The organism is Streptomyces sp. NPDC048521 (assembly GCF_043199855.1).
Classification (GTDB): Bacteria; Actinomycetota; Actinomycetes; order Streptomycetales; family Streptomycetaceae; genus Streptomyces.
Map to the genome: position 1 here is coordinate 669622 of NZ_JBICWR010000001.1, position 26993 is coordinate 696614.

At 70.2% G+C, this 26993-nt stretch carries 18 protein-coding genes; 11 read left to right on the plus strand and 7 right to left on the minus strand.

The features are described 5' to 3' along the window. Window positions 1–4 precede the first annotated feature (4 nt). The 6 genes from ACGFRF_RS03330 to ACGFRF_RS03355 all read left to right on the plus strand — a co-directional run bounded on the left by ACGFRF_RS03330 (window position 5) and on the right by ACGFRF_RS03355 (window position 8023). Entirely contained in the window at window positions 5–1210 is a 1206-nt protein-coding gene (locus ACGFRF_RS03330) for an ROK family protein (protein ID WP_393736701.1), read from the plus strand. Between the two features lie 418 nt (window positions 1211–1628). Continuing rightward, window positions 1629–3113 (plus strand): APC family permease, encoded by a 1485-nt coding sequence (locus ACGFRF_RS03335; protein ID WP_393736703.1) that lies wholly within the window; start codon window positions 1629–1631, stop codon window positions 3111–3113. Between the two features lie 215 nt (window positions 3114–3328). After that, window positions 3329–4342: an acetamidase/formamidase family protein gene (locus ACGFRF_RS03340; RefSeq protein WP_393736705.1), complete on the plus strand. Its 1014-nt coding sequence runs from the start codon at window positions 3329–3331 to the stop codon at window positions 4340–4342. A 97-nt stretch (window positions 4343–4439) separates the two neighbouring features. Then, window positions 4440–5039: an N-acetylmuramoyl-L-alanine amidase gene (locus ACGFRF_RS03345; RefSeq protein WP_393736707.1), complete on the plus strand. Its 600-nt coding sequence runs from the start codon at window positions 4440–4442 to the stop codon at window positions 5037–5039. Between the two features lie 96 nt (window positions 5040–5135). Next, entirely contained in the window at window positions 5136–6443 is a 1308-nt protein-coding gene (locus ACGFRF_RS03350; RefSeq protein ID WP_393736709.1) for a GAF domain-containing protein, read from the plus strand. Window positions 6444–6499: 56 nt separating this feature from the next. Next, window positions 6500–8023 carry an aldehyde dehydrogenase family protein gene (locus ACGFRF_RS03355; RefSeq protein WP_393736711.1) on the plus strand — a complete coding sequence of 508 codons (1524 nt, stop codon included), beginning with the start codon at window positions 6500–6502 and terminating at the stop codon, window positions 8021–8023. A 98-nt stretch (window positions 8024–8121) separates the two neighbouring features. Here the strand turns inward: ACGFRF_RS03355 and ACGFRF_RS03360 are convergent, their stop codons facing one another. The 5 genes from ACGFRF_RS03360 to ACGFRF_RS03380 all read right to left on the minus strand — a co-directional run bounded on the left by ACGFRF_RS03360 (window position 8122) and on the right by ACGFRF_RS03380 (window position 17795). Further along, window positions 8122–9135: a hypothetical protein gene (locus tag ACGFRF_RS03360; protein WP_393736713.1), complete on the minus strand. Its 1014-nt coding sequence runs from the start codon at window positions 9133–9135 to the stop codon at window positions 8122–8124. 58 nt (window positions 9136–9193) lie between these two features. After that, the gene (locus ACGFRF_RS03365) at window positions 9194–9640 is read right to left on the minus strand and encodes a hypothetical protein (protein ID WP_393736715.1); all 447 of its coding nucleotides are present in this window, start codon (window positions 9638–9640) and stop codon (window positions 9194–9196) included. Between the two features lie 13 nt (window positions 9641–9653). Further along, on the minus strand, window positions 9654–10064 hold the full coding sequence (locus ACGFRF_RS03370; protein ID WP_393736717.1) for a peptidoglycan DD-metalloendopeptidase family protein: 411 nt from the start codon (window positions 10062–10064) through the stop codon (window positions 9654–9656). A gap of 187 nt (window positions 10065–10251) precedes the next feature. Beyond that, window positions 10252–14772, minus strand: a complete 4521-nt coding sequence (locus ACGFRF_RS03375; protein ID WP_393736719.1) for a peptidoglycan-binding protein — start codon at window positions 14770–14772, stop codon at window positions 10252–10254. Between the two features lie 5 nt (window positions 14773–14777). Next, window positions 14778–17795 carry a hypothetical protein gene (locus tag ACGFRF_RS03380; protein WP_393736720.1) on the minus strand — a complete coding sequence of 1006 codons (3018 nt, stop codon included), beginning with the start codon at window positions 17793–17795 and terminating at the stop codon, window positions 14778–14780. 883 nt (window positions 17796–18678) lie between these two features. Between ACGFRF_RS03380 and ACGFRF_RS03385 the strand changes: the two genes are divergently transcribed. The 4 genes from ACGFRF_RS03385 to ACGFRF_RS03400 all read left to right on the plus strand — a co-directional run bounded on the left by ACGFRF_RS03385 (window position 18679) and on the right by ACGFRF_RS03400 (window position 23278). Continuing rightward, window positions 18679–19395, plus strand: a complete 717-nt coding sequence (locus tag ACGFRF_RS03385; RefSeq protein ID WP_393736722.1) for a BTAD domain-containing putative transcriptional regulator — start codon at window positions 18679–18681, stop codon at window positions 19393–19395. Between the two features lie 64 nt (window positions 19396–19459). Beyond that, window positions 19460–20965 (plus strand): esterase/lipase family protein, encoded by a 1506-nt coding sequence (locus ACGFRF_RS03390; protein ID WP_393737097.1) that lies wholly within the window; start codon window positions 19460–19462, stop codon window positions 20963–20965. 26 nt (window positions 20966–20991) lie between these two features. Further along, window positions 20992–21705, plus strand: a complete 714-nt coding sequence (locus ACGFRF_RS03395; RefSeq protein ID WP_393736724.1) for a peptidoglycan-binding protein — start codon at window positions 20992–20994, stop codon at window positions 21703–21705. A 340-nt stretch (window positions 21706–22045) separates the two neighbouring features. Further along, window positions 22046–23278: a hypothetical protein gene (locus ACGFRF_RS03400; RefSeq protein ID WP_393736726.1), complete on the plus strand. Its 1233-nt coding sequence runs from the start codon at window positions 22046–22048 to the stop codon at window positions 23276–23278. Here ACGFRF_RS03400 and ACGFRF_RS03405 read toward each other — a convergent pair. After that, window positions 23262–25031, minus strand: coding sequence for an asparagine synthase-related protein (locus ACGFRF_RS03405; RefSeq protein WP_393736728.1), 1770 nt, complete (start codon window positions 25029–25031; stop codon window positions 23262–23264). The genes ACGFRF_RS03400 and ACGFRF_RS03405 overlap by 17 nt on opposite strands. Window position 25032: 1 nt before the next feature. Next, window positions 25033–25653, minus strand: a complete 621-nt coding sequence (locus ACGFRF_RS03410; protein WP_393736730.1) for a lasso peptide biosynthesis B2 protein — start codon at window positions 25651–25653, stop codon at window positions 25033–25035. A gap of 425 nt (window positions 25654–26078) precedes the next feature. On the opposite strand from ACGFRF_RS03410, the gene ACGFRF_RS03415 reads away from it, so the two are divergent. Next, a complete protein-coding gene (locus tag ACGFRF_RS03415; protein WP_393736732.1) occupies window positions 26079–26981 on the plus strand; it encodes a DUF6424 family protein in 903 nt (300 codons plus the stop codon). The last annotated feature ends 12 nt before the right edge of the window (window positions 26982–26993 follow it).

The following is a 26993-nucleotide window of genomic DNA, read 5'->3' on the forward strand; positions in this document are numbered from 1 at the left end:
AGGCATGACCGCACCGCACCAGGCCCGCCCGCCGGGCACCGGCCCCGCCCTGCCGGACACCCAGCAGGGCATGCGCCGACGCAACCTGGCCCGGGTGATGCACGCCGTCAGCGCCGAGGGTTCGCTGTCACGGGCGGCGGTCGCCTCACGCATCGGTCTGACGCGGGCGGCGGTGTCGACGCTGGTGGACGAGCTGATCCGCTGGGGGCTGCTGGAGGAACTGGGCCCGGAGCGGCCGGGCCGGGTGGGGCGGCCCGGGTCGGCGCTCGCGGTGAGCGACCGCGGTCCGGCCGGGATCGGGGCGGAGATCGGTGTCGACCACCTCGCGGTGTGCGCGGTCGACCTGCGCGGGGCGGTCCGCGCCCGGGCCGTGCGGCACGGCGCCAACCGGGGCCGCAAGCCCGGACCGGTGATCGAGGAACTGACGGCGCTGATCCACCGGGTCGTCGCGGAGGCCGAACGGGAGGACCTCTGGCCCGCCGGGCTCGCGGTCGCCGTGCCCGGACTGGTGGCCCGGGACGGACGGACGGTCGTCCGTGCCCCGAACCTCGACTGGCGCGACACGGACCTCGGTGGCCTGCTGCCCGGTGGCTGGCCGCTGACCGTGGACAACGAGGCCAACTTCGGTGCCCTCGCCGAGCTGTGGCTCGGTGACGGCACCCCGCGTGACTTCCTGCACGTGTCGGCCGAGATCGGCATCGGTGCCGCGGTCGTCGTGGACGGCGGACTGCTGCGCGGCATCCGGGGCTTCGCGGGCGAGCTGGGCCACGTACCCGTACGGCCGGACGGCCCCGCCTGCCCCTGCGGCGGCCGCGGATGCCTGGAGCAGTACGCCGGCGAGGAGGCGGTGTCGCGCGCGGCGGGACTCTCGCCGCGCGAGGACCTGGTGGGGCTGCTCTCGGAGCGAGCCGAGGAGGGCGACGAGAGCGTGCGGGCGGCCCTGCGGGACGCCGGTACGGCACTCGGTATCGCCCTGACCGGAGCGGTGAACCTGCTCGACCCCGAGACGGTGGTCCTCGGCGGGGCCCTGGCCGGACTCTCGCCCTGGCTACTGCCGTCGCTCGAGGCGGAGTTGACCGGCCGCACCGCAGGCCCCGCCTGCCCCGTGGCGGTGTCCCGACTGGGCCCGGAAGGCCCGCTGCTGGGCGCGGCGCACTCGGTCGTCCGGTCCGTACTGGACGACCCGGCGGCCGTGGCGGAACGATCCTGACGGCTCCTGCGGGATCCGGACGCTCCATCGACTGCTTCTTCCACCGCGGAACGCCGGGACTCCTTCCCTGATGACACCTCCGCGCCGCACCGCACGCCGCTTCGCCGACGAGGAGCGTGGTGTACCCGCGAGAGGGCATGGCCCTGCGTCAGGACCGGTGACCTGACACCACGTCACCAGGCCCGGGAGACAGGCCGGTACTCCCCCGAACGGGTGGCCGAGTTGTCCACAGGTGGCGGGTTGTCCACGGAACCGCGCTGCACCCTTCTGCCCAACCCACCCGAGTCGTACCGTGATTCGCACGAGGCGCGGCTGTCGGACCGTCACGGACGGCGGGTGCCGACGGAATGAGGGAATTGACACGCGACGGGTGACAGCGGGCTGACACGGATCGGGCTGACCGGGATCGGGGGGACACATGCACGGGGAGACGACCGGGGCGCTGCGACGCGACGCCATCGGGTTGCGCGAGGTCCTGTTCCAGAGCATCACGGCGATGGCTCCGGCCGCCGCGGTGGCCGCGTCGATTCCCTCCGGCGCCGCCTTCGCGGGCGGCAGCCTGCCGCTGGCGGTGCTGGTCGCCCTCGTCGCCTGTCTGTTCACCGCCTCCTGCGTGGCCGAGCTGGCGCGGGAGCTGCCCGCGGCCGGCTCGGTCGCCACGTACGCGGCGCGGGGCCTGCATCCTTCCGTCGGCTTCCTCGTCGGCTGGGCCTACGTCTTCGTGGAGATGCTCGTCCCACCGCTGCTGCTCCTGCAGCTGGGCTTCACCACCGCGGGCACGCTGCACGAGCAGTGGTCCTCGTATCCGGCGGACCTGTGGTGGCCGTGGTCCCTGGCGGGCGCCCTCGTGATCACCGTGAGCGGTTACCTCGGCGTCCGAGCCTCGGCCCGCTTCGGCACCGTCCTCGGAGTCTTCGAGATCCTGGTCTTCCTGGTGTTCGCCGTCTGGCTCATCGGCAAGGCGGGTGACGCCAACTCCCTTTCGGTGTTCGGGACTTCGCACACCGCAGAGGGTCATGCGGGGGCCGGCGGCGTGTTCGCCGGGTCCGTGTACACGGTGCTGGCGTTCGCCGGGTTCGAGGCGGCGGCGCCGCTCGCGGAGGAAACCCGCGACCCCCGGCGGACGATGCACCGCGCGGTCCTCGGGGCGGCCCTGTCCATCGGCGTGTTCTACGTCGTCACCACCTATGCGATGACCGTGTACTTCGGTCCCGACCGCTTCGCGGCGTTCGGCGCGTCGGGTGCCGCCTCCTGGGAGGGGGTCGCCCGGGCCTCGTTCGGCTTCTTCTGGGTGCTGGTCCTCCTGGCGGTGGTGAACTCCACGATCGCCAACGCCAACGCGTGCGCGAACGTCTCGACCCGCACGGCCTTCGCGCTCGCCCGCATCCGGGTCCTGCCGCGTCTGCTCGCCACGCTCCACCCCCGGCACCGCTCCCCCGTCGCGGGCATCGCGGTGCAGACCGTCGTGGCCCTCGGAGCCGTGCTGGGACTCGGCTTCGCCTACGATCCCGTGACCGCGTTCCTGCTCCTCGCCACGGTGATCGTCACGGTGGTCGTGGGTGTCTACATCGTCGTGAACCTCGCCTGCGCCGGCCACTTCATACGGGGCGGTCGGGCTGTCCTCAAGCCGGTACGGCATCTGCTGTTCCCGGTGCTGGGTACCGTCGCGTTCGTGCCGGCGCTGATGACCGCCGCCGGCCTCCCGGTGTTCGACTTCGTGACCGAACTGACGACTCCGGTGTCCTACGCCGGCCCGGTCGTCGGCATCTGGATGGCGGTCGGCGTCGTCGTGCTCCTCGTGCTGATACGGCGTCACCCCGAGCGCATAGCCGAGACCGGGCGGGTGCATCTCGACGCATACGACGCGGCCGGCCACCGGCAGGAGGGGACCGTGCCCCGGTGACCTGCCGACCCGGTGCCCCGCCCACCCCGTTGCCCCGCCCCGCCTACCCCATCACGCCCCTGACCCGCTGCCCCGCCGACCCACTGCACCACTGCCCCACCGACGCGCCGGCCCACCGCCCCGCCGTGACCGACTGACCGGCCCCGGTCGACAGGAAACGGCTGCCGGGCCACCACATCCCGCGACCAGCCCTGCGAGAAGGGACCCATGTCACGATGACCGACCCCCGGATCCTCACCGTACGCCCGGAACCGGACCAGTACGCCTGGACCTTCGGCGGCGCGGCACCCGTGGCGCGCATCGCACCCGGCACGGTGCTCGACCTGTACACGGAGGACTGTTTCGCGGGCCGGGTCCGCTCCGAGAAGGACCTCGTCTCCGAGGTCTGCGAGTTCCCTTTCCTCAATCCGCAGACCGGTCCCTTCCACATCGAGGGGGCGGAGCCCGGCGACACCGTCGCCGTGCACTTCGTGTCGATCGAACCGGCCCGCGACTGGGCCGCGTCCACGACGGTGCCCCTGTTCGGCGCGCTCACCTCCACACACGCCACGGCATCCCTGCAACCGCCGCTGCCGGAGCGGGTCTGGATCTGGCAGCTGGACCGGGCGCGGCGTACCGCCCTGTTCCAGGCGCGGGACAGTGACATCCAGGTGGAGCTGCCCCTGGACCCGATGCACGGCACGGTCGGAGTGGCCCCCGCCAACCTGGAGGTGCGTTCGGCCCTGGTCCCGGACGCGCACGGCGGGAACATGGACACCCCCGAGATGCGCGCCGGTGTCACCTGCTACCTGGGCGTGAACGTCGAGGGCGCGCTTCTCAGCATGGGCGACGGGCATGCCCGGCAGGGTGAGGGCGAGACCTGCGGGGTGGCCGTGGAGTGCGCGATGAACACCGTGGTGGTCGTGGACCTCCTCAAGGACGTCGCCACACCGTGGCCCCGGCTGGAGTCGGACACCCACATCATCTCGACCGGTTCGGCGCGCCCGCTGGAGGACGCCTTCCGCATATCGCAGCTCGACCTGGTCCAGTGGCTGGTGCGCGACTACGGGTTCAGTGAGCTGGACGCGTACCAATTCGCAACCCAGGCGGTCGAATCACCGTTGGCCAACGTGTGCGACACCAACTACACGTGCGTGGCCAAACTCCGCAAGGAGTGGCTGCCCGCGCGGGAGACCTACCGGGGTGTCCACGCGCGGCTGCGGGAGACCGCGCGAGCCCTGCGCCGCTGACCTGTCCGCCGTACCCGCCCGGCCCCCACCGCCCCGACAGTTCCGCCGCTCGAGCCCCATAGTCCCTTTGACACCCGAAAGGCCCCCCACGATGGACATGGACCGCCCGAAGTCACGCCTCAGCAGACGTCGGCTGCTGAAGGGCGCGGCACTGGCCGCCGTTCCCTACACGCTGCTTCCCGACCCGCGCGCCGGTGCGCAGGCCGCGGCCGTCGACTACCCACCCGCCGAATGGCAGTCGGCGAGCACCTCCAACTACACGTCGTCCGACCGCCCGGACAGCTACGCCATCGACCGGGTGATCATCCACGTGACGCAGGAGACGTACTCCGACACGCTGGCGATCTTCAAGAACGCGCAGAAGAAGGTGTCCGCGCACTACCTGGTCCGCTCGGTGGACGGACACGTCGCGCAGTGCGTGCACGAGGCCGACATCGCCTGGCACGCGGGCAACTGGGACTACAACACCCGCAGCATCGGCATCGAGCACGAGGGGTGGGTGGACCAGCCCGCCTACTTCACCGACGCCCTCTACGAGCAGTCGGCGAGGCTCACGGCGGCGATCTGCGCCAAGTACGGCATCCCCAAGGACAGGGAGCACATCATCGGCCATTACCAGGTGCCGGGCACCGACCACGGCGACCCCGGACCGAACTGGGACTGGGTCCGTTACATCCGGCTCGTCAATTTCGCCTAGCCGGCCGCCGACGTCGGACAGGTTGTCCGCATCAACACCGCGAGTGACGATGGTCCCAGCCGCAGCACCGCCCTTTCACCGCCCGGGGAGGCCGAGTTGACCGATCCGTGGGTGGCCCTGGAGCCGGGGGCCGACCCCGCCGAGCGCGTCCGTGTGCTGCGCCGGGCGCACGAGACGTTCACCACGGTGGGCACGGTGCCGCGCCCGGTGCGGTCGGTGGTCGCGGACTCCTGGCGGCGCAGTGCGCGGGCGGGGGTCGGGCCGGACGGCAGCGCCAGCGTGGAGCTGACCGACGGCGATCTCGGCGCCTACCGCGCGGAGCATCCGCTGGCCCGGGTGATGCCTCTGTTCCGAGAGCTGCTGGGCACGTTCGCCTCCGACGGCGAGCATCTGCTGGCGGTGTGCGACGCGCACGGCAGGCTGCTGTGGGTGGAGGGGCATGCGGCGACCCGGCGCCGGGCGGACGGGATGAACTTCGTGCCGGGAGCGCGCTGGTCGGAGGCCGCGGTCGGCACCAACGCGCCGGGCACCGCGGTCGCCGTGGACCGGCCGGTGCAGGTGTTCGCCGCGGAGCACTTCATACGACGGGTGCAGCCGTGGACGTGTGCGGCCGCGCCCGTGCACGATCCGCGGACAGGGCGGGTGCTGGGCGCCGTGGACATCACCGGTGGGGACGGGCTGGCGCATCCGCACAGCCTCGGCTTCGTGCAGGCGGTGGCGCGGGCCGCCGAGGCACAGCTCGCCCTGCTCGCCCCACCGCGCCGCGCCGCGGACACGCCGTTGCTGAGCGCGCTCGGCCGGGACGAGGCCGAACTGGTGCTGGACGGACGGCGGACGAGACTCAGCCGCCGGCACAGCGAGATCCTCGTGCTGCTGTCCCGGCATCCGGAAGGTCTGACCGGTGACGAGCTGCTGTGCGCGCTGTACGCGGACGAGTCGGTGACACCGGTGACGTTGCGTGCCGAACTGGCGCGACTGCGGCGGCAGTTGGGACCGGGGTTGCTGGCCTCGCGGCCGTACCGGCTCACGGCGGCGGTCGACTCGGACGCCGGCGTGGTGGAGCGGCGGCTGGCGGCGGGTGCGGTCACGGCGGCGGCGGAGGCGTACACCGGCCCGCTGCTGCCCGGTTCGCAGGCACCGGCGATCGTACGGCTGCGGGACCGTCTGGCCGCCGGACTGCGGACGGCACTGATCGCGCAGCGGGACCCGGACCTGCTGGCGGACTGGGCGCACGCGGCGTGGGGCGAGGACGACGTCCAGGTGTGGCGGGCGCTGGCGGCGGTGCGGCCCACGGCCCCGGTGCGGGCGCGACTCGCCGCGCTGGAGGCTGAGCTGACGGTACCGGCCGGCCGGGCGGCGGCGCGAACCTGCGGCGCAACGTACTTGCAACGTCCGCCTGTCTAGCCTCGCGCCGAGAGCTGCCCAACGGCGGGCAGCGCTGCACCGGGAGGCAGACCAGCATGACTCGTTACGCGGCGCCGGGCACCGAAGGCGCGATCGTCTCCTACCAGGCGCGCTACGACCACTTCATCGGCGGCGAGTACGTGCCGCCGCTGCGCGGGCAGTACTTCGAGAATCCGTCGCCGGTCAACGGGCAGCCGTTCACCGAGATCGCGCGCGGCACCGCGGAGGACGTCGAGCGGGCGCTGGACGCGGCGCACGAGGCCGCGCCGGGGTGGGGCCGTACGTCGGTGACGGAGCGTTCCGACATCCTGCTGAAGATCGCCGACCGCATGGCGGCCCACCTGGAGCCCCTGGCGGTCGCCGAGAGCTGGGAGAACGGAAAGCCGGTTCGGGAGACGCTGGCGGCCGACATCCCGCTCGCCATCGACCACTTCCGTTACTTCGCGGGGGCGATCCGGTCGCAGGAGGGATCACTGGGTGAGGTCGACGACGACACGGTGGCGTACCACTTCCACGAGCCGCTCGGTGTCGTCGCACAGATCATCCCGTGGAACTTCCCGATCCTGATGGCGGCCTGGAAGCTCGCGCCGGCGCTCGCCGCGGGCAACGCGGTCGTCCTCAAGCCGGCCGAGCAGACCCCGGCCTCCATCCACTACTGGGTGAGCCTGATCGCGGATCTGCTGCCGCCGGGGGTGCTGAACATCGTCAACGGCTTCGGTGTGGAGGCGGGCAAGCCGCTCGCATCCAGCCCGCGGGTGGCGAAGGTCGCGTTCACCGGGGAGACCACGACCGGGCGGCTGATCATGCAGTACGCCTCGGAGAACATCAAGCCGGTCACCCTCGAACTCGGCGGCAAGTCGCCGAACATCTTCTTCGACGACGTGTGGGCGCAGGACGACGACTTCCGCGACAAGGCGCTCGAGGGCTTCACGATGTTCGCGCTCAACCAGGGCGAGGTCTGCACCTGCCCGTCCCGGGCGCTGATCCAGCGCGGACATTACGCGGAATTCCTCGAGGCAGCGGTCGAACGCACCCGGCGGATCAAGCCGGGGCACCCGCTCGACACGGACACGATGATCGGCGCCCAGGCCTCCAACGACCAGCTGGAGAAGATCCTTTCCTACCTGGACATCGGCCGTCAGGAAGGTGCGCGGATCCTCACGGGCGGCGAACGCGTCGAGCACGACGGCGAGTTGAAGGGCGGTTACTACGTCCAGCCGACCATCTTCGAGGGGGACAACCGCATGCGGATCTTCCAGGAGGAGATCTTCGGCCCGGTCGTCTCGGTGGCCTCCTTCGACGACTTCGACGACGCGATCAAGATCGCCAATGACACGTTGTACGGCCTCGGTGCGGGCGTGTGGACCCGTGACATCAACACCGCCTACCGAGCGGGCCGCGCGATCCAGGCGGGCCGCGTGTGGACCAACTGCTACCACGCCTACCCCGCGCATGCGGCGTTCGGCGGCTACAAACAGTCCGGGATCGGCCGCGAGACGCACAAGATGATGCTGGAGCACTACCAGCAGACGAAGAACCTGCTGGTGTCGTACTCGCCGAAGAAGCTGGGCTTCTTCTAGACGCGGGAAAGGGCGCCTGACCAGTGCAGATGCACGTCAGGCGCCGTTCTCGCGCACATCTGAGCGGACCTGGAGTTCGAGATCCGCGAAGCGGGGCGTCACTGCCCCGTCCATGCCACACTGATGCCGAGCGTGCTCTCCACAACGGTGATGTCGCTCATCGCGGCTCTCTTGCCACCCGCCCTGTTGTGGTCCCCGCCCCAGAGCAGGCCGACCGCCGTGTGGGTGCCGTCCTGGAGGACCAAGGAACCGGAGTCGCCGGGCCTGGCGAAGATTCCGTCCGGACATCCGGCCGGCATGTAGAAGATCTCGTACTGACGGGACATGAAGAACCTGTGGCCGGGCGGCGGCGTCGACGCCGCGCCACCCTCCCACGGCATAAAGGTGATGCCCGTGACCAGCCCGGTGGTCGGACCGCTCTGCGAACCACGCTTCTTGACGAACATCGGGACCGACGGCGGCTTGGTGGAGTCGACGACGCCGAACCCGTCGACGATCGAGTGCGAAATCGTGCGCCCCTCGTTGCGCGCTTCATCCAGCGACACGATGGCCGCGTCAAGCGGTCGTCCGAGCAGCAGGGCCGTTCCTGACGGAACCGGGACCGTCTGGGTTGCCGGAGATTCGGCCGTGATGGTCTGTCCGAGGGCGTCGGTGAGGTCTGCCGGGGGGCCGCCCGCGATGATCGGCGGCGCGACCGGCTGCCACACGGTCCTTCCCGGATCGCCGGAGACGTGGTGGCACGTGAGACCGACCTCGACGCCGTTGCCGTCCTGCACGATCGCGCCGAGGGTGCCCGATGCCATGGGTGCCTGTTGGATCTGCGCACCCCCCGGTAGATCGATCTCGGGCGGGGCGCCGTAACGAGTCGTGTCCGGATCGAACAGCGGCTCGACCGGGAACTCCACGATGCATATCGGCAGCCCCACGATGCTTTCCGGAATTCCGGCCGGGACGTCTGAGGCATCGGCGACGAGTACGCGCACTACGAGTTCGTCGAAGAATTCCTCGTTCTCCTCGCGCAGCCCCAGTCCCACCCCGGTGACCCCTGGTACCGCGATCAACTCGGGTGCGAGGACTTCGACAGCGTCGATCAGATCGGGCGACATATCCATGATGTCTCCTCCGCTTCACATGCGGCTGATCAGTTCCGTGACAGGCGAACCCGGCGGCTCAGTGTCCCGGCGACAGCACCGCGTACGTGACCGGTGTCCCGTCGTCCAGCATGGTGCGGATGAACTGCTCGTTCATCGTGGGCTTCGAGGTGAGCAGCGAGACGATGACGCCGACCGGCCCCTCGAGGAACTCGAGGACACCGCCGGCCCCGGTCTCGGCGAACAGCGTGGCGAGCCGCGCGAGGGCCGCTTCCTGGAGCAGCTCCCCGATGAACTCCTCCAAGTCCGCCGAGCTCTCGGGCGGCCCGTTGTAGATGGTCACGTAGTAGCCGCTGTCCTGGCGCGGGCTGACTCTTACCGTGGCGTCGTCACGGATCGGGTTCCCGGCCGGCGCTTCCCTCGGTATGGGGATCAGCGCCCCGTCGGGGTCGGGTGCTGCCTCGAACCTGTCGGTGGTGTCGGTCTGCGGACTGGGCAACGTGTCCTGCAGCGTTTCGTCGGGCATGGCAACTCCTCCTTCAGTTGACGACCGGCGGTGAGCCGTCCTGGGTGAACGTCACCGTGGTGACGATGTCCGTGTTGGCCGTGTTCAGGAACAGCTTGTACAGGTCGACTCCGCGGTAGGTACCGTTGGGCGCGCCGCCGATGATCTCGACCAGGGCCAGATGGAGATGTGTGGCGGTCGAGCCGTGCCTGAGCACGGTGCCCAGCAGGTCACCGCGGCTGACCGACGACCCGGCGGTCAGCTGGGACGGCACGCCGGTGAGATGGGTGTAGAAGCCGCCCATCATGTCGTTCGGGGCCCGCATGAACAGCTGGGCTCCGTAGACCTTGTCCGTGTCCGCCGACGGGTTGTGCGGCATGTACTTGGTGATGTGCGCGTCGAAGGCGGCAAAGATCTCCGTGCCTTCGTCCGCACCCAGATCCATGCCGAACTGGATGTACCAGTTGGGTGGCTGATGACCGCCCGAATTCGGTCCACCGAGCCCACCGGTGAACCCTGTTGGGAAAGGATGGGAAAGGTCGATGTCGAACGAGGCCATGAGTCGCTCCTCTCATCTTCATGGACACCCTTCATGGACGCCCTTGATGGACAGGGAGGACCTCCTTAGGGGGTCAGTGGTGGAAGCCGCCGCCGTGGGGACCGTGCCGGTCGTCGTCGTGATCGTGGCGGCCATCGCGCCGGTCGTGCCGGTCGTGCCGGTCATCGTGGTCGTGGTCGTCGCGCACGGGCGGGAGGTCGACGGTGTCGCAGTAGATCACCGGCCCGGGGGGCGCGGCCGGGGTGGGGCCGTCGGCCGGGATGCCCTCGGTCTCCATGACCAGCAGCCGCAGGGGTGCCCCGCGCCGCACGGGCGGTACCGGTACCAGGCCCGTGTAGGACGGCCTGTTGGACGACTCCGCCTCGACCGAGGTGAGTGGGGTCACGGTGTCCTCGAGGGTCACCCAGCCGAGGTCCTCGTCTCTGACGGTGTCGTGCCGGCGCTGCAGCGTGGCGGTGATCTGCGGGCGCGGGGAGTCGGTCGGGTCCCAGGAGGGACCGGTGAGGCTGACCGAGAGCGGCCGGCCCGGCCGGACCGTCAGTTCCCGGTCGGGCAGGGTGCGAACCAGGTCGGCCAGGACGACCGGTGAGATCTCGGCTCCGGGGATCGAGTCGGGCTGGTACCGGACCAGAGCGAGCCGGACGAAGGGCAGGCACGTGTCCCCGGTGTCCAGTTCCAGGTCGAAGAACCAGCGGCCGTCCTTCTCGTCCTTGTCGAACTGCGGGGCGAAGCCCACGACCGTCACGGGCAGTGGGCCGGTGGGCAGGGGCAGGGAGAGCTGCTTGGGCTCTCCCACCGCGTTGGTGAACATCTCCGGCGTCGGGGCCACGACGGGCGCGGAACGGTGGAGGGGGTCGCGGCCCATCAGGGTGACCCAGGCGTCCTGTACGGACGCCGGCTCGCCGCCGGGCGGCTGCCCGAGGACCACGCCGAGCAGTTCACCGTCTCCGGAGGAGTACCAGGGGCGGCCCGCGTACACACGGATGCCTCCGCCCCGCCGGCGCCGGACGATGACGTCGGGTGTCCCATGGTCCCGCTCCAGGGAGAGAGTGGGGACGCAGTACAGGACCCGCGGTGCCGTGGGCGCCGCGCTGCTGGGCACCGAGTGCTCCTGTGAGGCGCCCTGTACGGTCAATGCGCTCGAGCCGGGCTCGGCGAACCCCGGCGGGAAGTAGTCGCCGAACCCGCTCCCTGCCAGGGGGCGGTAGCGCACCACACGGTGTCTGGTGTCGCCGAACTCATGCTTCTCGATGAGGCGCGGGGAGGCCGCCGTGGCCATGTCCTCGGCCGCCTTGGTGCTGAAGGTGAGGACGCCGTTCTGGAGGAGGGCGGGATCCGTGCCGGGGGTGCCGGTCCGGTGGGCCCTCGCCGTCAGCAGTCCGAACACCGGCGCGGTCAGCTCCTGAGTGGCACGCCCGTCGGGGCCCGCGTCCGTCACCTCGGTCCACTCCGCGACCAAGTCGATCCGGCCCGTGCTGTCCTCGTCCAGGGCGATGGTGCCGGCGAGATGCTCCGCCGTCGCCTTCGCGGCGCGTTCGGTCGCCGCCGGGAACAGGTTCAGGACGGGAGTCCGCAGCGGCTTCTCGACCGCGTGGACGAGAGTCAGCTCATGCCAGGGAGTGAACATCCAGTGACGACCGGCCGCGGCGAGTTCCAGCGCACGCTCGGCCTTGCGCAGCTCCGCCGTTCTCGCCGCCTCGGCCTCCTCCTCCGACTGCGGCGCGAATCCGGGCTCCTGCTCCGGGGGCTCCATGCACCACGCGGCCATACCCATGAGGCCGGCGTCGAAGTCGATGCCTGAGCACACGCGGACGGTGGCCACTGCGCCCTTGGGCAGCGACACGGTCAGCACCCGGGACGCCTCGTCGAAGTGGGGCGGCGCGGTTCCTTCGGCCAGCCTCAGCCGGAAGGACCTGGGGCGGTGCCAGACGTCGCCGTCCCACGGGACGAGGAAGGGCTGCCCGGCGGGCATTCCCGGCAGGCCGAACAGGACGGCTCCGCGGGCCAGAGGGTCGGGGAGGCCGCGCATCTCGACCTGTTCCCCCGTGTGCAGGGCGGTCACCGCCGGACGCTCGGGGTCCGCCGCCGGCGAGGGGACGGGCTCCAGACGTACGCCCGGACCGGGGTCGTCCAGGGATTCCCTCTCACGTACGGCCAGTTCGTAGACCGCGTTCTGTACGGCGTGGTCGGCGGAGCCGATGGCTTCGTCCAGCAGCCCGTGCCACTCCACGCACCGCAGTGATGTCTTCGACGCCACCACATGGCGCTCGTCGACGCCCCGGTAGGGTTCGTGCCGATTCCCGGTGACCAGCGGCGTCCGGTTGAACTCCGCGGCGTACTGCTCCGCCGTGCTGCCGGTCGCCGGGGCGGCCCCTGAGCCGGGGCCGCAGTCGACGGTGAAGCCGCCCTTGCGGCCCAGCTCGGTCAGGGACTGGCAGCCGGGTATGCCGTCGGCGTCGTGTCCGGAGAAGCCCTGGTCGCGCTGTTCTTCGGCGTAGGCGGCCCTCGTCTGCCTGCCGAAGTTGCCGTCCGCGCCGCCCAGGAGGTGGTGGCCCACGGCCATGAGGGCCTCCTGGACGACGACGATGTCGGCGTTCGTCAGGTCGGGCCGGACATTGGCCAGCGAGACCCTCGTCGCCCCGTTTTCCACGGAACCGGGAGGAGCGGCCGGAGGCGGCTGGTCCCCTGGGGTGCTGCGGATCACCATCCGGAAGGTGGAGGCGCCCTCGGCGAGCGGCAGTCTCGGTACCACCGCCGGCGCCGGAACGGCCTCGAAGCGCTGGAAGACCAGCGGCGGATCAGGGATTGCCACGCCGGGCAGGTCCATCAGGGCATCGGCCTGGGTGAGGTCGAGTCCGTTGCCCGCGAGGTCGACGGTGCGCAGCCGTACCCGGTACACGTGGCCGTACCGCAGGGTCGGCAGGGAAGCACCAGCCGCCTTGACCGCGATCTCCAACGGCAGTCCCGGCGGCGCCTGGTTCCTGGGTGGCACCGGAACGTTGGGCGCCCTGTGGGTGTCGGGGTCCCCTTCGTCGGTGTCCAGCACGAGGCCCGGGAGGGGCGCGGACAGGGACCATCCGCGCCAGACGGCCAGCGTTTCGGGTACGTAGAGCGCCGGATCGCTCGGCGGCGAGACCAGGTGGGCCTGGAAGAAGCCTTCGTCGGAGGCCGTCAGCACGAGTGGCCCGTCGTGGGGACGCCGGTACTCCACGTCGCGCGCGTGCAGCGAGAACCAGCGCTTTTGATGCTCGTCCCAGACATCCATCCGGTGGCCGCGGACCAGGTCCCGGGCGATCAGCACGGGGCCGGTCGGCTGGTCGTGGGGGTCCTCCGGTACCGGCGGCTGCGCCTGCGCCTGCTCGCGCTGTCGATCGACGACGGCTCTGAAGTCGTCGTCGTTCTTGAGCGCTTGCTGGAACTCCGTCTCCAGGCCGGCCTTGCGCTTGTTCCGGATCAGCGAGATGCCATGGCTCCGCACGGGGGACAGCCCCTTGGCATCGTCGGGGATCCCCACCATCTTGAGCGCGGCGCCGTCGATGTCCGCCTGCTCGACGGAGAAGTCCTCCGCGAGCGTGACGAGGCCGCGGGAGGGCGTCGCGAGCGGGTCACCGTCGGACGGTGCCTGCGCTGCGGGGAGAAAGACGCGGCGGCCGGGCGCGTTCGGGGTGAGGTGGTCCACACCGAAGAAGTAGCGGGTGAGGCAAGGGACGTTGTGAGAGTCGGGGCCCAGGGCGGAGTCCCAGTGGGGAACGACGGTCAGCAACCGATCGCCCCGGGACTGGGGGAGCCCGGACAGTTCGAAGTCCAGCACCAGTCCGAGCTGCCGGAGCAGCACCGGGTGGTCGCCGAGTGAGGTGAGCATCGCATGGAAGTCGGGGGGCTGTTGCTGCGGAGGCTTGTCCTGCCCGTCCGTCGGCTGTCCGTCGGCCGGCTGCTCCGCGATCAACGACTCCGCCCCGGCCGGCGACCCGCCGGTCGCGGACCGCGGGGCCTTCGAGGGCCTGTGGAACGCCTCCAGCTCCGCCAGCTCCGGCGGAACGGCATCACCGGCGATGGCGTCATGGCGTACGCCGATGTGCTCACGGTCGGTGTTCGTCTCGTTCGTCTCGTCCCCCGCGGGGACGTCGGCCTCCATACGCAGCAGCTTCCTCGTCCTGGCCGGTGCCTCGGGATGGTTCTTCGCCGCCGCGGCATACACCTTTCTGGTGTACGTGCCGACTCGTTCGGCCGAGTAACTGCGCATCTTCCGCTTGGGCGCATCGACGCAGTAGGGCTCCAGCGGGGTGCCGTCGTGGAAGACGCTCGTCCACAGGATCGTGTCCGGTGCCGGCCCCTGCGGCCGGACCCGACCGGTGAAGGGGACGGGCGGCGACACGGTGCCGTCGGCGGTGGCATCCGCGGTGGCGAACTCGAAGGTGGCCGCCATGACCTTCTCCGGCCACCTGAGGAAGTCGGCGAAGTCGTGCAGCGTTCCCTTCGCCCCCTCGGACGTGCACAGCCGGGGGGCGACGAACACCGACACCCGCACCCGGGTGCCGTCGTCCGAGAGTCCTGCCGGGAGGACGGTCCAGTTGATGTGCTGCTCGAGGGGCATGGAGATCACCCGTGGGGTTGGGGGGCGTAGGCCGCGCAGTACTCGCGCCAGTACGGTTCCAGCGGGACGCAGTCGGCGAAGGACGGATCGCCCGGCGCTCCGGAGAAGCTCCGTTCGAGTTCGAGCGTCACGGATTTGCTGAAGAAGGCGATCCGTACGCTGACCGTGAGCGTGCCCTTGCCGCGGACCACCGACTGGCGTCCGTGCTTTTCGTACTTGAGCTCGAGAGAGAACTCGACGGACACCGTGACGATGCCCAGCACGCACAGGAAACCGCTGCACCGCAGATAGCCGGTGAGGGAGACCACGTCGATCTCCTTCTTCCCGCCTTCCTCTGTCACTGTCTCCTTCCCGAGCATGAAGCGGATACCCGCCATGATCGAGACCCCACCGCTCGCGATCCCGAGGTTCAGCGCCGCGGCACCGCCGAACTCTATGGCTCCCTCGATCTGTCGTGGGCCGTTGGTGTCGACGAGCATGGAGAAATAGCCGCCGCCACCGAGCAGGGACACGGTGGCGATGAAGGGGTGTTCTCTTTCGGCGACGGAGAAGCGGAACGACACGGGGTCGCCGTTGAAGGGAATGTTCAGCTCGGCGACCAGCGAGACGTTCGACAGGGTGAAGACGCCGATTCCGAGGGCCGGGAGCGCGAACTTGTAGCCGGCCCGAACACCTTGTGCGTCGACGTCCACGTAGGCACCGGAGCCGAAGACGTCGGCGGGCAGCGCGCTGCGCAGGGTGTTGATGAACTCCAGGTCCTTCTTGAACGTCAGCTCCAGACCACTGGCCGTGATGTCGGGCTTCTTCCCCAGGCCGGACTTGAACGTCAGCTCGTCGATGTGCACCTGGGCGATCTCGAAAAAGTCCAACGCGAAGTCGGTCAGTGTCCCCTGCACGGTGGTCTTGTCGACGGCGTCCTGCGAGCGGACGGACCGGGCGTCCAGCGTCAGCGTCGCCTTGTCCATGATGACCGGCAGCGGCAAGTTACCCGGCGGGGGTTTCGGCTGCTCGCCCAGCTTGGTCTTCCACACGTAACGCAGTTCCTTGCCCTGGCCGTCCGCCAGGTCGCGGACCCGTAGCACCGGCGCGGGCAGCAGGCCCTTGGCGTCCTTCAGTACGGCTTCGATCTGCGCGTCGTCCAGTTGTCGGAGCGTGCCGTGGTGGTCCTGCGGGATGTCCTGCAGGAACTGCTTCAGGTCAACGCCGAGCAGCTTCGCTCCGGCGAACGCCGCCTTCATGCCGGTCAGGTCGATCCCGTCGGCGACCGCCCCGGTGATCGGGTCCTTCTTGAAGACGTCCGGGACGACACCGGCCTGTGCGGTGATCAGCTTGAGCACGGTCTTCGGGCTGGCGACCCCACCGGCCTTCTCCGCACCGAGTGCGAGCTCGACCGGGTTCAGCAGATCGAGGTAAGCGCCCGCCGGGTGGGCCTCCATGGTCCGCTCGAGGTAGGTGTCGTCGAACACGACCGCCCTGTCACCGGCGTTCCCGGTGAACTGCTCGACGGCCTGGACGCGTACCTGGGCCTGCTGCACGTACGGCATGCCGACCATGTAGCGACCGTCGTCCGCACGGTCGGCGTGGACGAAGGTGCCGAGCCCGAAGGTCAGGTCGCCGACCGGGTGGCTGGTGCTGCCGGGAGCATCGGCCGGTGGTCGCGCCATGGCCATCACCTGGCCGTCCAGCGTGCATGTCGTACGGCTGGGCTTTTCCCGGTACAGCCTCTTCAGCAGCGTCTCGGTCTCGATGAGGGGCGGCTGTCCGCCGTTCGCCGAGGGCGGTGCCTGAGGATCGACGAGTTGTCCGTCGGGCACGAACACCAGGGGCATCTTGAAGCTGGCCTTCCTGCCCTCGCAGTCCGTGCCGATCAAGGTGAACCGGTAGTCGCTTCCGTCGTTGTGGAGCTGCACCCAGAAAGCGACGTTGTCACTGATCGGCGCGTTCGGATCAGGCGGCTGCTGCGAGTTCGGGAACGGCTGCTTGATCAGCGGTGTGACACGGTCGGTGATGCGCAGGCTGAGGAACGGCATCTCCCGTCCCCCGTGCGTGTAACGGGTCTCCTGGTCGTACCTCACCTCCGGCTGCTTGACGATGATGCGGTCCTCCCGCCGCAGGTAGGCGACGATCCCGTCGTGCGGGCTCGCGGCGAACACCCGCCGGAACTCCTTGACGTGGGATGCCAGGTGACCGGTGCTCAGGCGGCCACGGGTGACGACGCGTACGTACTGGTCGCGTCCCAGGCCCGTGATGTGGTCGTAGGCCTCCAGATTCGGGAAGCGCCGCCCGGCTTCCAGGTAGCGGGGCTCGTCGGCCGGGGACGGTGCCGCCCAGGTGCCGTGCAGGTGGACCGATGCGCCGAGCGGTGTCACGATGAACTGCTCGGACATCAGCGGTGCGCTCGGGACGTCGATGGGCGGGCCGCCCGGGGGATGGAGTTCTGCCCGGCTGGTGAGAGTGACGAGGTTCTCCAGGTTGGCGGTGGTGAGCGGGCCGTCCAGGAGGAGCGGCCCCCGGTCCCCCACCGCCGCGAAGGCCCGCAGCCGGACGTCTCCGTCCTGTGCGCCGTGCAGCCGCGCGTGCCACACCGCGGCGCGCCCGTCGGCCTGGTGGGGCTCCGGCCGGCTCGACCAGTCCACCGGCTCGTCGTAGGTGAGCAACAGCCGGGTGGGGAACTCGAGGACGCTTCTGGGGACTTCCCTGAAGAGCGTCGATCCTGGGGTGTCCGGCACCTGTACGCCGACCGGTACCGTCAACGGCACGAGTCGCTCCCAGTCGAGCAGCGCCCCCAGTGACAGGTCCAGGCCGTTCAGCTCTGCCGGCACCGAGAAGGCCAGCGTCGTCGGGCCTGCCGTGAAGGCTTTGACGGGCCCGGACGGGGGTGCGCTGCCCGCGGGGAAGGACTGTTCCACGACGTGCTGCGGCGGCAGTACGGCCAGGACGAACGCCGGTGCACCCGGCTGCCGCGGCACCAGACGGTGGCCCTCCAGGTGAAGGTTGACCAGGCTGATGTCGAGGACGAGCATGTCCGCCGGTCTGACCACCCGGAACGGCCCATCGGGGGCGTCCTCGACGTCCGCCGGACCCGGGTCCGGCGGCCTCTCCGGTCCTGGGCCGTGCGGGCCGGGACCGGGGCCGTGCGGGCCGCGGGGCCGGTCTTCGTCGGAGTCCCGCCTGCCACCGGACCGGCGCCCACCGAACCCACCACCGCCACCACCGCCGTGGTGGCCGGCGACGGGAAGGTCGCGCAAGTCCTCGAAGGGCCTCAGGGTGACAGGACGTGCAGTGTGGAAAGCCATGGGGAAACGCCTCGTTCGAGGTCGTGAGAGTTGTGTGCGGACGTGCGCCGACGCCGCTCACCTCTCCTTCCATGTTCACTCGGGTGACGCACTCCTGCCACTGGGGTCCGGCGCCACAGCAGCGATTTTGTCGTCAACCACTGACGCTTCAACCGAATCTGCCGTTGCATCAGTCCACACCGGTCGCGAGGGCGCTGTCGGACGTCAGGGAAACGTCACCTTCATCGCCGCGCCTCTGGGAACGGTGGCTCCGTCGGCGGGGTCCTGGCGCAACCAGCTTCACGGCGGCCTGATCCTTGGTGCACTCGATCAGGTCGTGCACCACTTCCTCGCTCCCGAATGCGGCGCCGAGCACGTCCCGGCTCCCGGCGGGCATCCTCGGCGCCCTTGCCATGCGGCTCGACACCACGCGTCGGGCGATGGTCGCCGGGTGGTTCGTCTGCAACCGGAGAACGCCCCTGGTTCCGTCCTTCCACCAGCGATCCGGAGGACAGACCGTGCCTGCGTGGACCTCCCCCCTGCCGGATCCGGTCGCCGGTCGATGGGTCCGCACACCGCGAAGTTGCACGGCCCGGTCGCACCGGCCGAGACTGATGTCGAGAGGCTCACCGTGTCTTCCCCTCCCGAATTGCGACTGCTCGGCCCTTTCCAGCTGGAATGTGAAGCCGAGCCTGTCGAGCTGTGCCGCAACGGGCAGCGTCTGCTCGCATTGGTCGCGTTGCGCAGACACGTTCCCCGTTCGGTCCTCGCCGGGACGCTGTGGCCCGAGGTCACCGAGGAGCACGCCAGGGGCAGCCTGCGCACCACCCTGTGGAAACTACCGCGTGGTGAGCAGCCCCTGATCCGGTGCTCCGGGGACTCGCTCGTGACCGCCGACGCCCTGCACGTCGACGTGCACGCCTTCACCGAGACGGCACTCGATGTCGTCCAGGGCTGCGGGCCGCCGCTCACCACCCGGCTCCCGCAGGGACTGCTGCGGGCAGAGGACCTGCTGCCTGGCTGGGACGAGGAATGGGTGCGGCTGGAGCGCGAACGCCTGCGGCAGTTGCGGCTGCACGCCCTCGACACGCTGGCTGAGGCGCTCGTACGCGAGGGCAGGCCGGCGCTCGCCCTGGAGGCGGCGTGGGAGAGCGTGCGGACGGAACCGCTCCGGGAGAGCGCACACCGGGCCGCCGTCTCCGCGCATCTCGCGGAGGACAACCTCACAGAAGCGGTCCGTCACTACCGGTGGTTCCGGCGGTTGTTGCGGGAGGAGCTGGGGGTGGAGCCCTCCGCCCGGTTCACCCGGATGCTGGCCCGCCACGGGTGGCGCCTCCCGGGCGGGTGACGCCGGATTGACGCCGGGCTGACGGCACGTCCGTAGCCTCGACATGCTGATCCTGGAGGACCGCATGGCACCGACCCCGAAACTGCCGATCGTCTACGTCCGGGGATACGCAGGTGACACCGCCGGCATCGACAAGATGGTGACCGACCCCTTCTACGGGTTCAACCAGGGCTCCACACACATCCGTATCGGGCCGGACGACGCACCGTGCTTCTACGACTTCGAAAGCCCTCTGCTCCGTCTCCACCTGGACGAGGGCTACCGGATCCTCGTCGACGGCGGCCAGGCGCTCTACCTCGCCGGCCACGACAGCATCCCGCCGGAGACCATCTGGATCCACCGCTTCTACGACGCGTCCGCGACCACCTGGGGCGGACGCCCCCGTGCGTTCCGGCTGGAGACGGCCGCGGAGGACCTGCTGCGGCTGATCGACACGGTCCGGGCCAAGTCCGGAGCGGAGCGGGTGCACCTGGTCGCCCACTCCATGGGCGGCCTGGTGTGCCGCTGTCTGATCCAGAAGATCTTGCCGGACCTCGGCCGCGATCCGGCGGACTGCGTGGGCGGGCTCTTCACCTACGGCACCCCGCACGGCGGCATCGCGTTCGACGTCGGCTTCGGCGCGCTGGAGAGGCTGCGTGACGTCACCGGTATCCACGGAGCGGACGTCTTCGGGCGTGAGCGCATGTACGAGTACCTGACGCCGAAGGCGCAGACGGACCCCGACGGGCCGCCGCCGGGATGGGACGCCCGCGTGATGCCCGACGTGGGGAGGTTCCACGCCGCCGACCGCGTCTTCTGCCTGATCGGCACCGACCCGACCGACTACGACGTGGCGCACGGCCTGTCGGCGGCCACGGTCGGGCCGCGCAGCGACGGTCTGGTGCAGATCGACAACGCGTACGTCCCCGACGCCTACCAGGCGTATGTGCACCGCAGCCACAGCGGACGCTACGGACTGGTCAACTCCGAGGAGGGGTACCAGAATCTGCGGCGCTTCCTGTTCGGGGACTGGAAGGCGGAGGCGGCGCTCGTCGGTGTCCGGCTGCCGCAGCGGGCCGACACGGTGTGGCAGGCCGAGGTCCGGCTGTCGGTCCGCGGCCTGCAGATCGTCACGCACGAGCGGACGAGCGCCCACTGGTGCCCCCTCCAGTTGCCGGACGGCAGCGCGGACGACGGGGCGACGGTCCCCCTGGTGCAGACGTTCCTGTGCAGCAGCCTCCGACCGGACGACACGGGCACCATGCGGTACGCGCTGCACCTGCGGATCCTGTCGCTGCGGCGCCGTGACGGTCTGCTGAGCTTCGCGGACCATCTGGAGCAGACCGCCGACTTCGACGACATCCTGGTGATCGATGTCCGCGCCGACCCCGCCGCCCAGGTACCCGGGGTCTCGGCCACCTGGAACTCCGCCATCACCGGCCCGATCAGCGCCTACCGGCCCGACGGCCACACCCTTCACGACGACCCCGCCCCCGGCTTCCGGGTCGGCCACATCCCCCTGCCCGCCACCGCCGCCCCGATCCTCGGGGAGGACGCGCGGATCAGGCTCACCGTGGCCCCCTGGGGCTGACGACACGAAAGGGAAGCGAGCCGGTCATGGTCTCCCTCTCCAACGTGCGCCTCGGCGCGAGCAACGACGACATCCGCATCGTGCAGAACGCCCTGATCGCCCGGGGCCACCCGATCCCCGACGGCCCCACCGGATTCTTCGGCGAACAGACCAGGGCCGCCTACCGAGAGGAACAGCTCGCCCAGGGCTATACGGGAGCCGACGCCGACGGCATCCCCGGCTACGCCTCGCTGAGCACGCTCGGCGAACACGCCGGCTTCACCGTCTCACGCCCCGCAGCCGCGACGGGGAGCGGACGGCTCAGCCTCAGCCAGGTCACCTACGACGATCCGCACGACGACACCGGGCCGGACGCGATGCGGCGCTACGCGCAGACGGCCTGCGAACTGACCGGCATGGACCCGCAGTACGGCGTCCCGGCGCTGCTCACCATCACCGAGCGGGAGTCCAGCTACAACGCCCCGCAGTCGCGGGTGAACCTCCATGACATCAACGCGCGGGGCCGAAGAGCACCCGACGGCCACCCGCAGAACTCCTCGCGGGGCGCCACCCAGTGCATTCCCTCCACCTTCGCCGCCTACCACCAGGCGGGTACCGCCACCACCCCGTACGACGTGGTCGCGGACATGTGCGCGACGATCAACTACGTCCGCGACCGCTACCACGTGAACCGTTCCGGTTCCGACTTCGCCGCCCGGGTGCAGCAGGCGGACCCTCACCGCCGTCCGCACGGCTACTAGGAGCCGGTCCTGGTCTCCCTGTCCGACGTCCGCCTCGGCGCGAGCGCCCGGGGCCAGCCAGGTCGCGAAGCCCACCTGGTGAACCGCGCGAGCACCGGGGTCCCCCCGTCCGGGGGCGTCGGATGGCGGTCCGGTGGATCACCGCGGACGATGGTGACGAACCCTCGGCACGGCAGCGGATCCCCCCGCGGCCGCGCCGCACACGTGTGTCTCCGTACGGCACATGTGCGGGGCACGGACCGTGGTCTCAGGAGGTGATCGGGTGCGGACTCCCCCCAAGCCGCATACAGGTCGGCGCCCGAAAGTGCGCCGGCCCTCGTTGCAGACCTGGCGGTCGCGGGTGGCCCTGGCGCTGATCGAGCTGGTCCTGCTCGCAACGACGGTGCTGCTGGCCCGGTTCGGCCTCGAGGACTTCTTCCATGCCCTGAACTTCCCGGGTCGGTTCACCGGTGCCGTTCTCCTCGTGGGCTCGCTCACCACGCTGGTGGGCGCCGTGGCAGTCCTGGACCACTGGGTCCGGCACTGCTTCCCCTACTCCGGCCTGGTCGCCCTGTTCTGCACGTTCACGGCCCTGCTGGCCAACCTCATGATCCTGGTCTCGACGTGGAGGGACGGCGATTCCACGTTCTACAAGGTGATGTTCGCCGTGCTCGCGGCGGGTTCGGCAGCGGCTGCCTTCGCGGTGTGGCGGACGTCGGTTCTGGTCCCCACTCCCAAGCGGGTGGCCGTCGCGGTGATCCTTCCCTCGGTCATCGCGATCGCCAATTACGGCTATCAGAACCTCTATCAGCCCTACGAACGTGAAACCAGGCCCGTCATCACGTTGTCCACGGGCAAAGCGGTGCTGAGCCAAGATCGCAAGGCTTTCATGGTGCCGGTCGACATCACTCTCCAGAACCGCGGTGACAGGAGTTTCTATGTGCTCGGCTCCGAATTCCACGCGATGGCCCAAGAGGTGGAGCTCAGCCCCAAGGACCGGCTGCGCGACCAGTGGCGAGCCGATGCCGAACAGTGGACCAAACCCTCCGAAGTGAACCCGCTCTCCCGCAGGGAGATCCACCAGCCCGGCGATCTGCTGGACGCACAGCCGTGGATGCCCTATGGACACTGGATCGAGTCGAGTGACTCCTTCGCCACGCGACTGGTGGTACAACTGCCCCTCGACACGCCGTACGACCAGGTGACGTTCTATGCCACCGCGAACCTCGCACGCAAGGACCGGCTGGTGCTGCAGCCACCACTCCTCTTCATGACGAAAACCTGGGGCACGAAGAATCTCCCCGAATGGGTGAAGAGCGAACAGAAATCGGACTTCGACGCCCTCATCTACCGTGCCAGGGTGCACGAGAACAATGCGATCGACGAGTACACGAGAGATCCGCGTTACGTCACCGTCTACTGGAGGTTCGGCTCGCACGGCGCGAACGTGGTGACGACCATTACGCGCAAGGGCGAGGAGGGCCACAGGCTCAATGCCAAGGAAGAACGCGAGGTGTCGACCCGGTACGGCGTCATCGAGCTCCTCGCGGGTCCTTACGTGCAGAACCTGTGGGACATCAAGAACCAGCGGTGAGCCGCTCCAGCCAGGCCACCAGGGCGAGCGAGCTGTTCATCCGGTCCCAGGAGTACGCGTTCCCCATGCCGAGCTGCGCCTCCCGCACGGCTTGGCACAGCGTCTCGACGTCGAACATCTCCGTGATCAGCGGATGCCGGGCGGAGCGGCACAGGGCGATGAGTTCGTCGCCGTGCCTGCGCAGGCCACGGGCGTAGAGGTCGTCGAAGGGGACCTTGACCGCCCTGCCGCGGATCGGGGCCGGGAGCAGGTCCGCCAAGGCCTCGCGGAGGACGGCCTTCGGACGGCCCGGCCGGAACGTGGCCGCGGCGGGGAGGCGGCTCATCGTGGCGACGACCTCCGGGTCGAGGAACGGGTGCGAGAGGAAGAACCCGTCCTGTTCCGCACGGTGCCAGGACAGCGGATCGGGAGCGGCGACGTAGTTGGCGGCGTCGTACAGCGACCGTTCCGGTCTGCGCCCGAACACGAAGCGGCTCTCCGCGATGCGGGCCTCCCGGAAACCGTGAGCCCGCGCGAATCCGGGCCGCAGCCATCGGGGGCGGTCGAAGGTGCCGAGTCCGCCGAGGACCGTACCGCCGCGGACCAGTGCGGTGATCCGTTCCGCGGTGAGCGGGAAAGCCGGCTGGACCACATAGGCGTAAACGACCTCCCGCAGGCCCCGTTCGCTTCCCTCGGCCCAGGCCCGTGCCTGCCGGGTCATCTCCCTAAGCCGGCCCGTGCGGGCGAGCCTGTGCAGGTGGAACGGGTTGGCGTCGGCGACGGGATCGGCCCCGCAACCGGTCAGGAGGGTGTCGCAGCCCAGTCCCGCGGCCGCGCCGTGGAGCCTGCTCCAGAACGGGGCGCGGAACGCGTGCGCATGAGGCTCGTCCGCGTCTCCCGCGTGGTGCGGGAAGTCGTCGAAGTCGGCCACGTCGTCGGCGTCGACGATCACCGGGCGGGCCGCGGGTGCGTGCCGGCGGATCTCCTCCAGCGCGAGCTCGAGGTACGGCTGCTCCGCGACCAGCTCTCCGTGACAGAAGCGCCCGGAGAGCAGGACGAGTTCCCCGGGGCCGCCGCGTCCCGCGGCCAGCAGACGCGCGGCGAGCAGCGCGACACCGGTGGAGTCGGTGCCGCCCGAGACATGGCATGCCGTCGTCGTGCCCATACGGCGTCCGACGGCGTTCTCCAGTGCCAGACGCAGGCCCTGCGCGGCCTCATCGAGGTGGGGGTCGTCGGCAGGCGGGTCGGTGGCGGGACGGACGCGTCGCGACGTACGACCGCGCAGCTGTCCTGTGCGGGAAAGCTCCACCACCTCGCCGCCGAGGACGCGGTGCACGCCGGTGAAGGGGGTGAGGTCCGTGTGCGGTTGCGCCATGTTTCCGGTGAGGTACCGGCAGAAGTAGCGGGGTTCCAGCTCGGTGGCGCGGCCCAGACCGCGGGCGGAGGTGCTCACGGCGTTCACGCGGCCACCGGACATCCTGAAGAACAGCGGGATGCGTGCCTGCTCGTCGCGCGTCAGAAGGATGCGGTCGCGGCACACCACAACGGCCGCGTAGTCACCGGCCGGCACCGGCGGGGCCGCTCCCTGCCGGCCGTAGGCGTCGAGGAGGCCGCGTGCGCCCGTCAGCCGGTCACGGGCCGAGCCGACCCAGCCCACGACGGCCGCGCTGCCGGCCGGCGAGGAGACCGTCGTCACGAGTCCCTGACGGGCCAGGGCATCGGCGGTCCGGAGCCTCGGGACGCCGTCGGACCACTCGAGACGAAGCGCGTCCATGTCACCGCCCCCCGCCGTCGATCGACAGCACCGGCTCGAAGGCGTGCCCTCGCGGATCGGCGTCGGGGATGCACAGGCCGGCCGAGACCGTCCAGGCATGCAGGGCAAAAGGGTGTTCGCGTACACCGACGTGGAGTACGGCCTTCAGACCGGACCGCCGCAGCAGGACGAACGCCGTCACCGCCTCGGACTTGCAGTCCCCGTCGACCAGCCAACTGCCGCGGCTGTGTGACTGCACCGCTCGTTTCAGCCGCAGGACCTCCTCCACGGAGGGGACGTCCGCGCGGGCGTAGTCCGGGGCCGCCAAGGACAGCAGCCGTAGGACGCGGCCGAATCCCAGCGTCCGGATCAGCAGGTGCACTCCGCGCAACCAGCCTCCGACGCCTGCGTCCACGTGCTGCTTCCGGCGGTCTCTCGCGCACCCGGCGCGCAGGAGAACGGTGACGAGCTCCGCGCGTTCCTCAGGGGTTCCTTCGGTGAACTTGCGGACGTCCGCCGCCGCCATCCCGAGAAAACGCGTCCGTTTCCAGTCCGCGATCAGCGCTCCGTCCGACATCCCGGTGACACGGCAGTGCGGTGACAGGAACCTTGCCATGGCTGCCAGGGCACGGGTGTCCGTCACCGCACTTCCTCCAAGGGTTCACTGTGAAGGGCGTCAGGACATGTACCCGTGACCGTCGTAGAATCCGCCGCTGAAGCCCCGGATCAGACGGCCGTTGCCGAGAAGGACCAGCCGATGCGGCTGACGACGCCGCAGCAATCGGAGAAACATCGCCCACCTCCAGATCGGACAGGACCGATCAACTCCACGCTACTCCGCCCGCAATGCCCCGCAACCGGACTGCCCGAGCGGATCGGGCCGGCCTTCCACGACCGCGCGCCGCAGGAGTCCGGACAGTGTCAACGGTCCGTGCACGTCAGGGATTTGCTCACGGTCGTCGCCACCTGGGTCGCGGCCGGCCGGTTCGCGGAGCACGATGGAAGCAGAGGGATTCCGCCCCGCGAGCCGGCGGGCCGGCCCGTGGAGCCGAGCCGAGGAGGTCAGCCATGGGTCACCCCCAACCCCGGCCGGGCGGCATCGAATCGGAGAACCATCCGTGGAAGATCCGCCTCGTCGAGCACCCGAAGCGCTTTGAGTCGTCACATTTCCGGGCCGCCAAAAAGACAGCGCACAAGATCCTCCACGCCATGGACGACGCCGACCTGCCGTACGGGCCGAGGCCCGTGGACGTCACGGCGGCGGAGAATTCCGAGCGCTGGGAGATGCACCACGGCGGCAGTCTGTGGGTCAAGCAATCCCGCGGCTGGTGCATGTACCGCGCCCGGGTCGGCATCGAGTGGAGCATGCAGTTCTGCGCCGACCCCGCGAAGGTGGACCGGCTCCGGCAGGACGCCGCAGAACTGGTCGACGCCTTCCCGCTCACGCTGCCCGCGCTGGCGGACCTCGGATACGAGCGCGCCGAGGACCTGCTGCGCACGCCGATCAAGGACGCCGACGACGTCGAGGCGTGGACCGACTCCCTGTTCAACTCGTGCGTGCCCCTGAGCCACTCCAACCACCAGGGCATCCTTCCGAGCGTGCCCGGTGAACACCACTATCCCTGGCCGGTGAAGGGCGCGGACTTCGTCCGGTACGACGACTTCCAACTGTGGGTGACCCTGCCCGACGGCACCCACGGCGCTGTCGCGCCGGTGGACCGCCGCGGCTCCGGTGACGGGCACGTCCGCCTGGCCTTCGTACCGGAGGGAAGCGCCGCCGCCCCCACGATCGCCGAGGCCCAGGAGCGGGGGCTGATGGCCGTCCTGCCGGCGAACAGCCGTGTGGCCCTGCAGGCCTTCGCCCAGCAGGTCGCCCCCGGTCGGCGCACCGCGGCCGGCCCGCTGTCGTCCCGCGCACCACGGCGCGCAGGCCGGCGAAGCGGGGGGCGCGCCGGTCGATCGTCAGGCTGATGCCGATCGCCC

Bases quoted from the DNA above. Each gene is read 5' to 3' on its own strand.
- ACGFRF_RS03330 (WP_393736701.1), top strand. From the start codon at position 5: ATGACCGCACCGCACCAGGCCCGCCCGCCGGGCACCGGCCCCGCCCTG.
- ACGFRF_RS03335 (WP_393736703.1), top strand. From the start codon at position 1,629: ATGCACGGGGAGACGACCGGGGCGCTGCGACGCGACGCCATCGGGTTG.
- ACGFRF_RS03340 (WP_393736705.1), top strand. From the start codon at position 3,329: ATGACCGACCCCCGGATCCTCACCGTACGCCCGGAACCGGACCAGTAC.
- ACGFRF_RS03345 (WP_393736707.1), top strand. From the start codon at position 4,440: ATGGACCGCCCGAAGTCACGCCTCAGCAGACGTCGGCTGCTGAAGGGC.
- ACGFRF_RS03355 (WP_393736711.1), top strand. From the start codon at position 6,500: ATGACTCGTTACGCGGCGCCGGGCACCGAAGGCGCGATCGTCTCCTAC.
- ACGFRF_RS03360 (WP_393736713.1), bottom strand. From the start codon at position 9,135: ATGGATATGTCGCCCGATCTGATCGACGCTGTCGAAGTCCTCGCACCC.
- ACGFRF_RS03365 (WP_393736715.1), bottom strand. From the start codon at position 9,640: ATGCCCGACGAAACGCTGCAGGACACGTTGCCCAGTCCGCAGACCGAC.
- ACGFRF_RS03370 (WP_393736717.1), bottom strand. From the start codon at position 10,064: ATGGATCTGGGTGCGGACGAAGGCACGGAGATCTTTGCCGCCTTCGAC.
- ACGFRF_RS03375 (WP_393736719.1), bottom strand. From the start codon at position 14,772: ATGCCCCTCGAGCAGCACATCAACTGGACCGTCCTCCCGGCAGGACTC.
- ACGFRF_RS03380 (WP_393736720.1), bottom strand. From the start codon at position 17,795: ATGCTCGTCCTCGACATCAGCCTGGTCAACCTTCACCTGGAGGGCCAC.
- ACGFRF_RS03390 (WP_393737097.1), top strand. From the start codon at position 19,460: ATGGCACCGACCCCGAAACTGCCGATCGTCTACGTCCGGGGATACGCA.
- ACGFRF_RS03395 (WP_393736724.1), top strand. From the start codon at position 20,992: ATGGTCTCCCTCTCCAACGTGCGCCTCGGCGCGAGCAACGACGACATC.
- ACGFRF_RS03405 (WP_393736728.1), bottom strand. From the start codon at position 25,031: ATGGACGCGCTTCGTCTCGAGTGGTCCGACGGCGTCCCGAGGCTCCGG.
- ACGFRF_RS03415 (WP_393736732.1), top strand. From the start codon at position 26,079: ATGGGTCACCCCCAACCCCGGCCGGGCGGCATCGAATCGGAGAACCAT.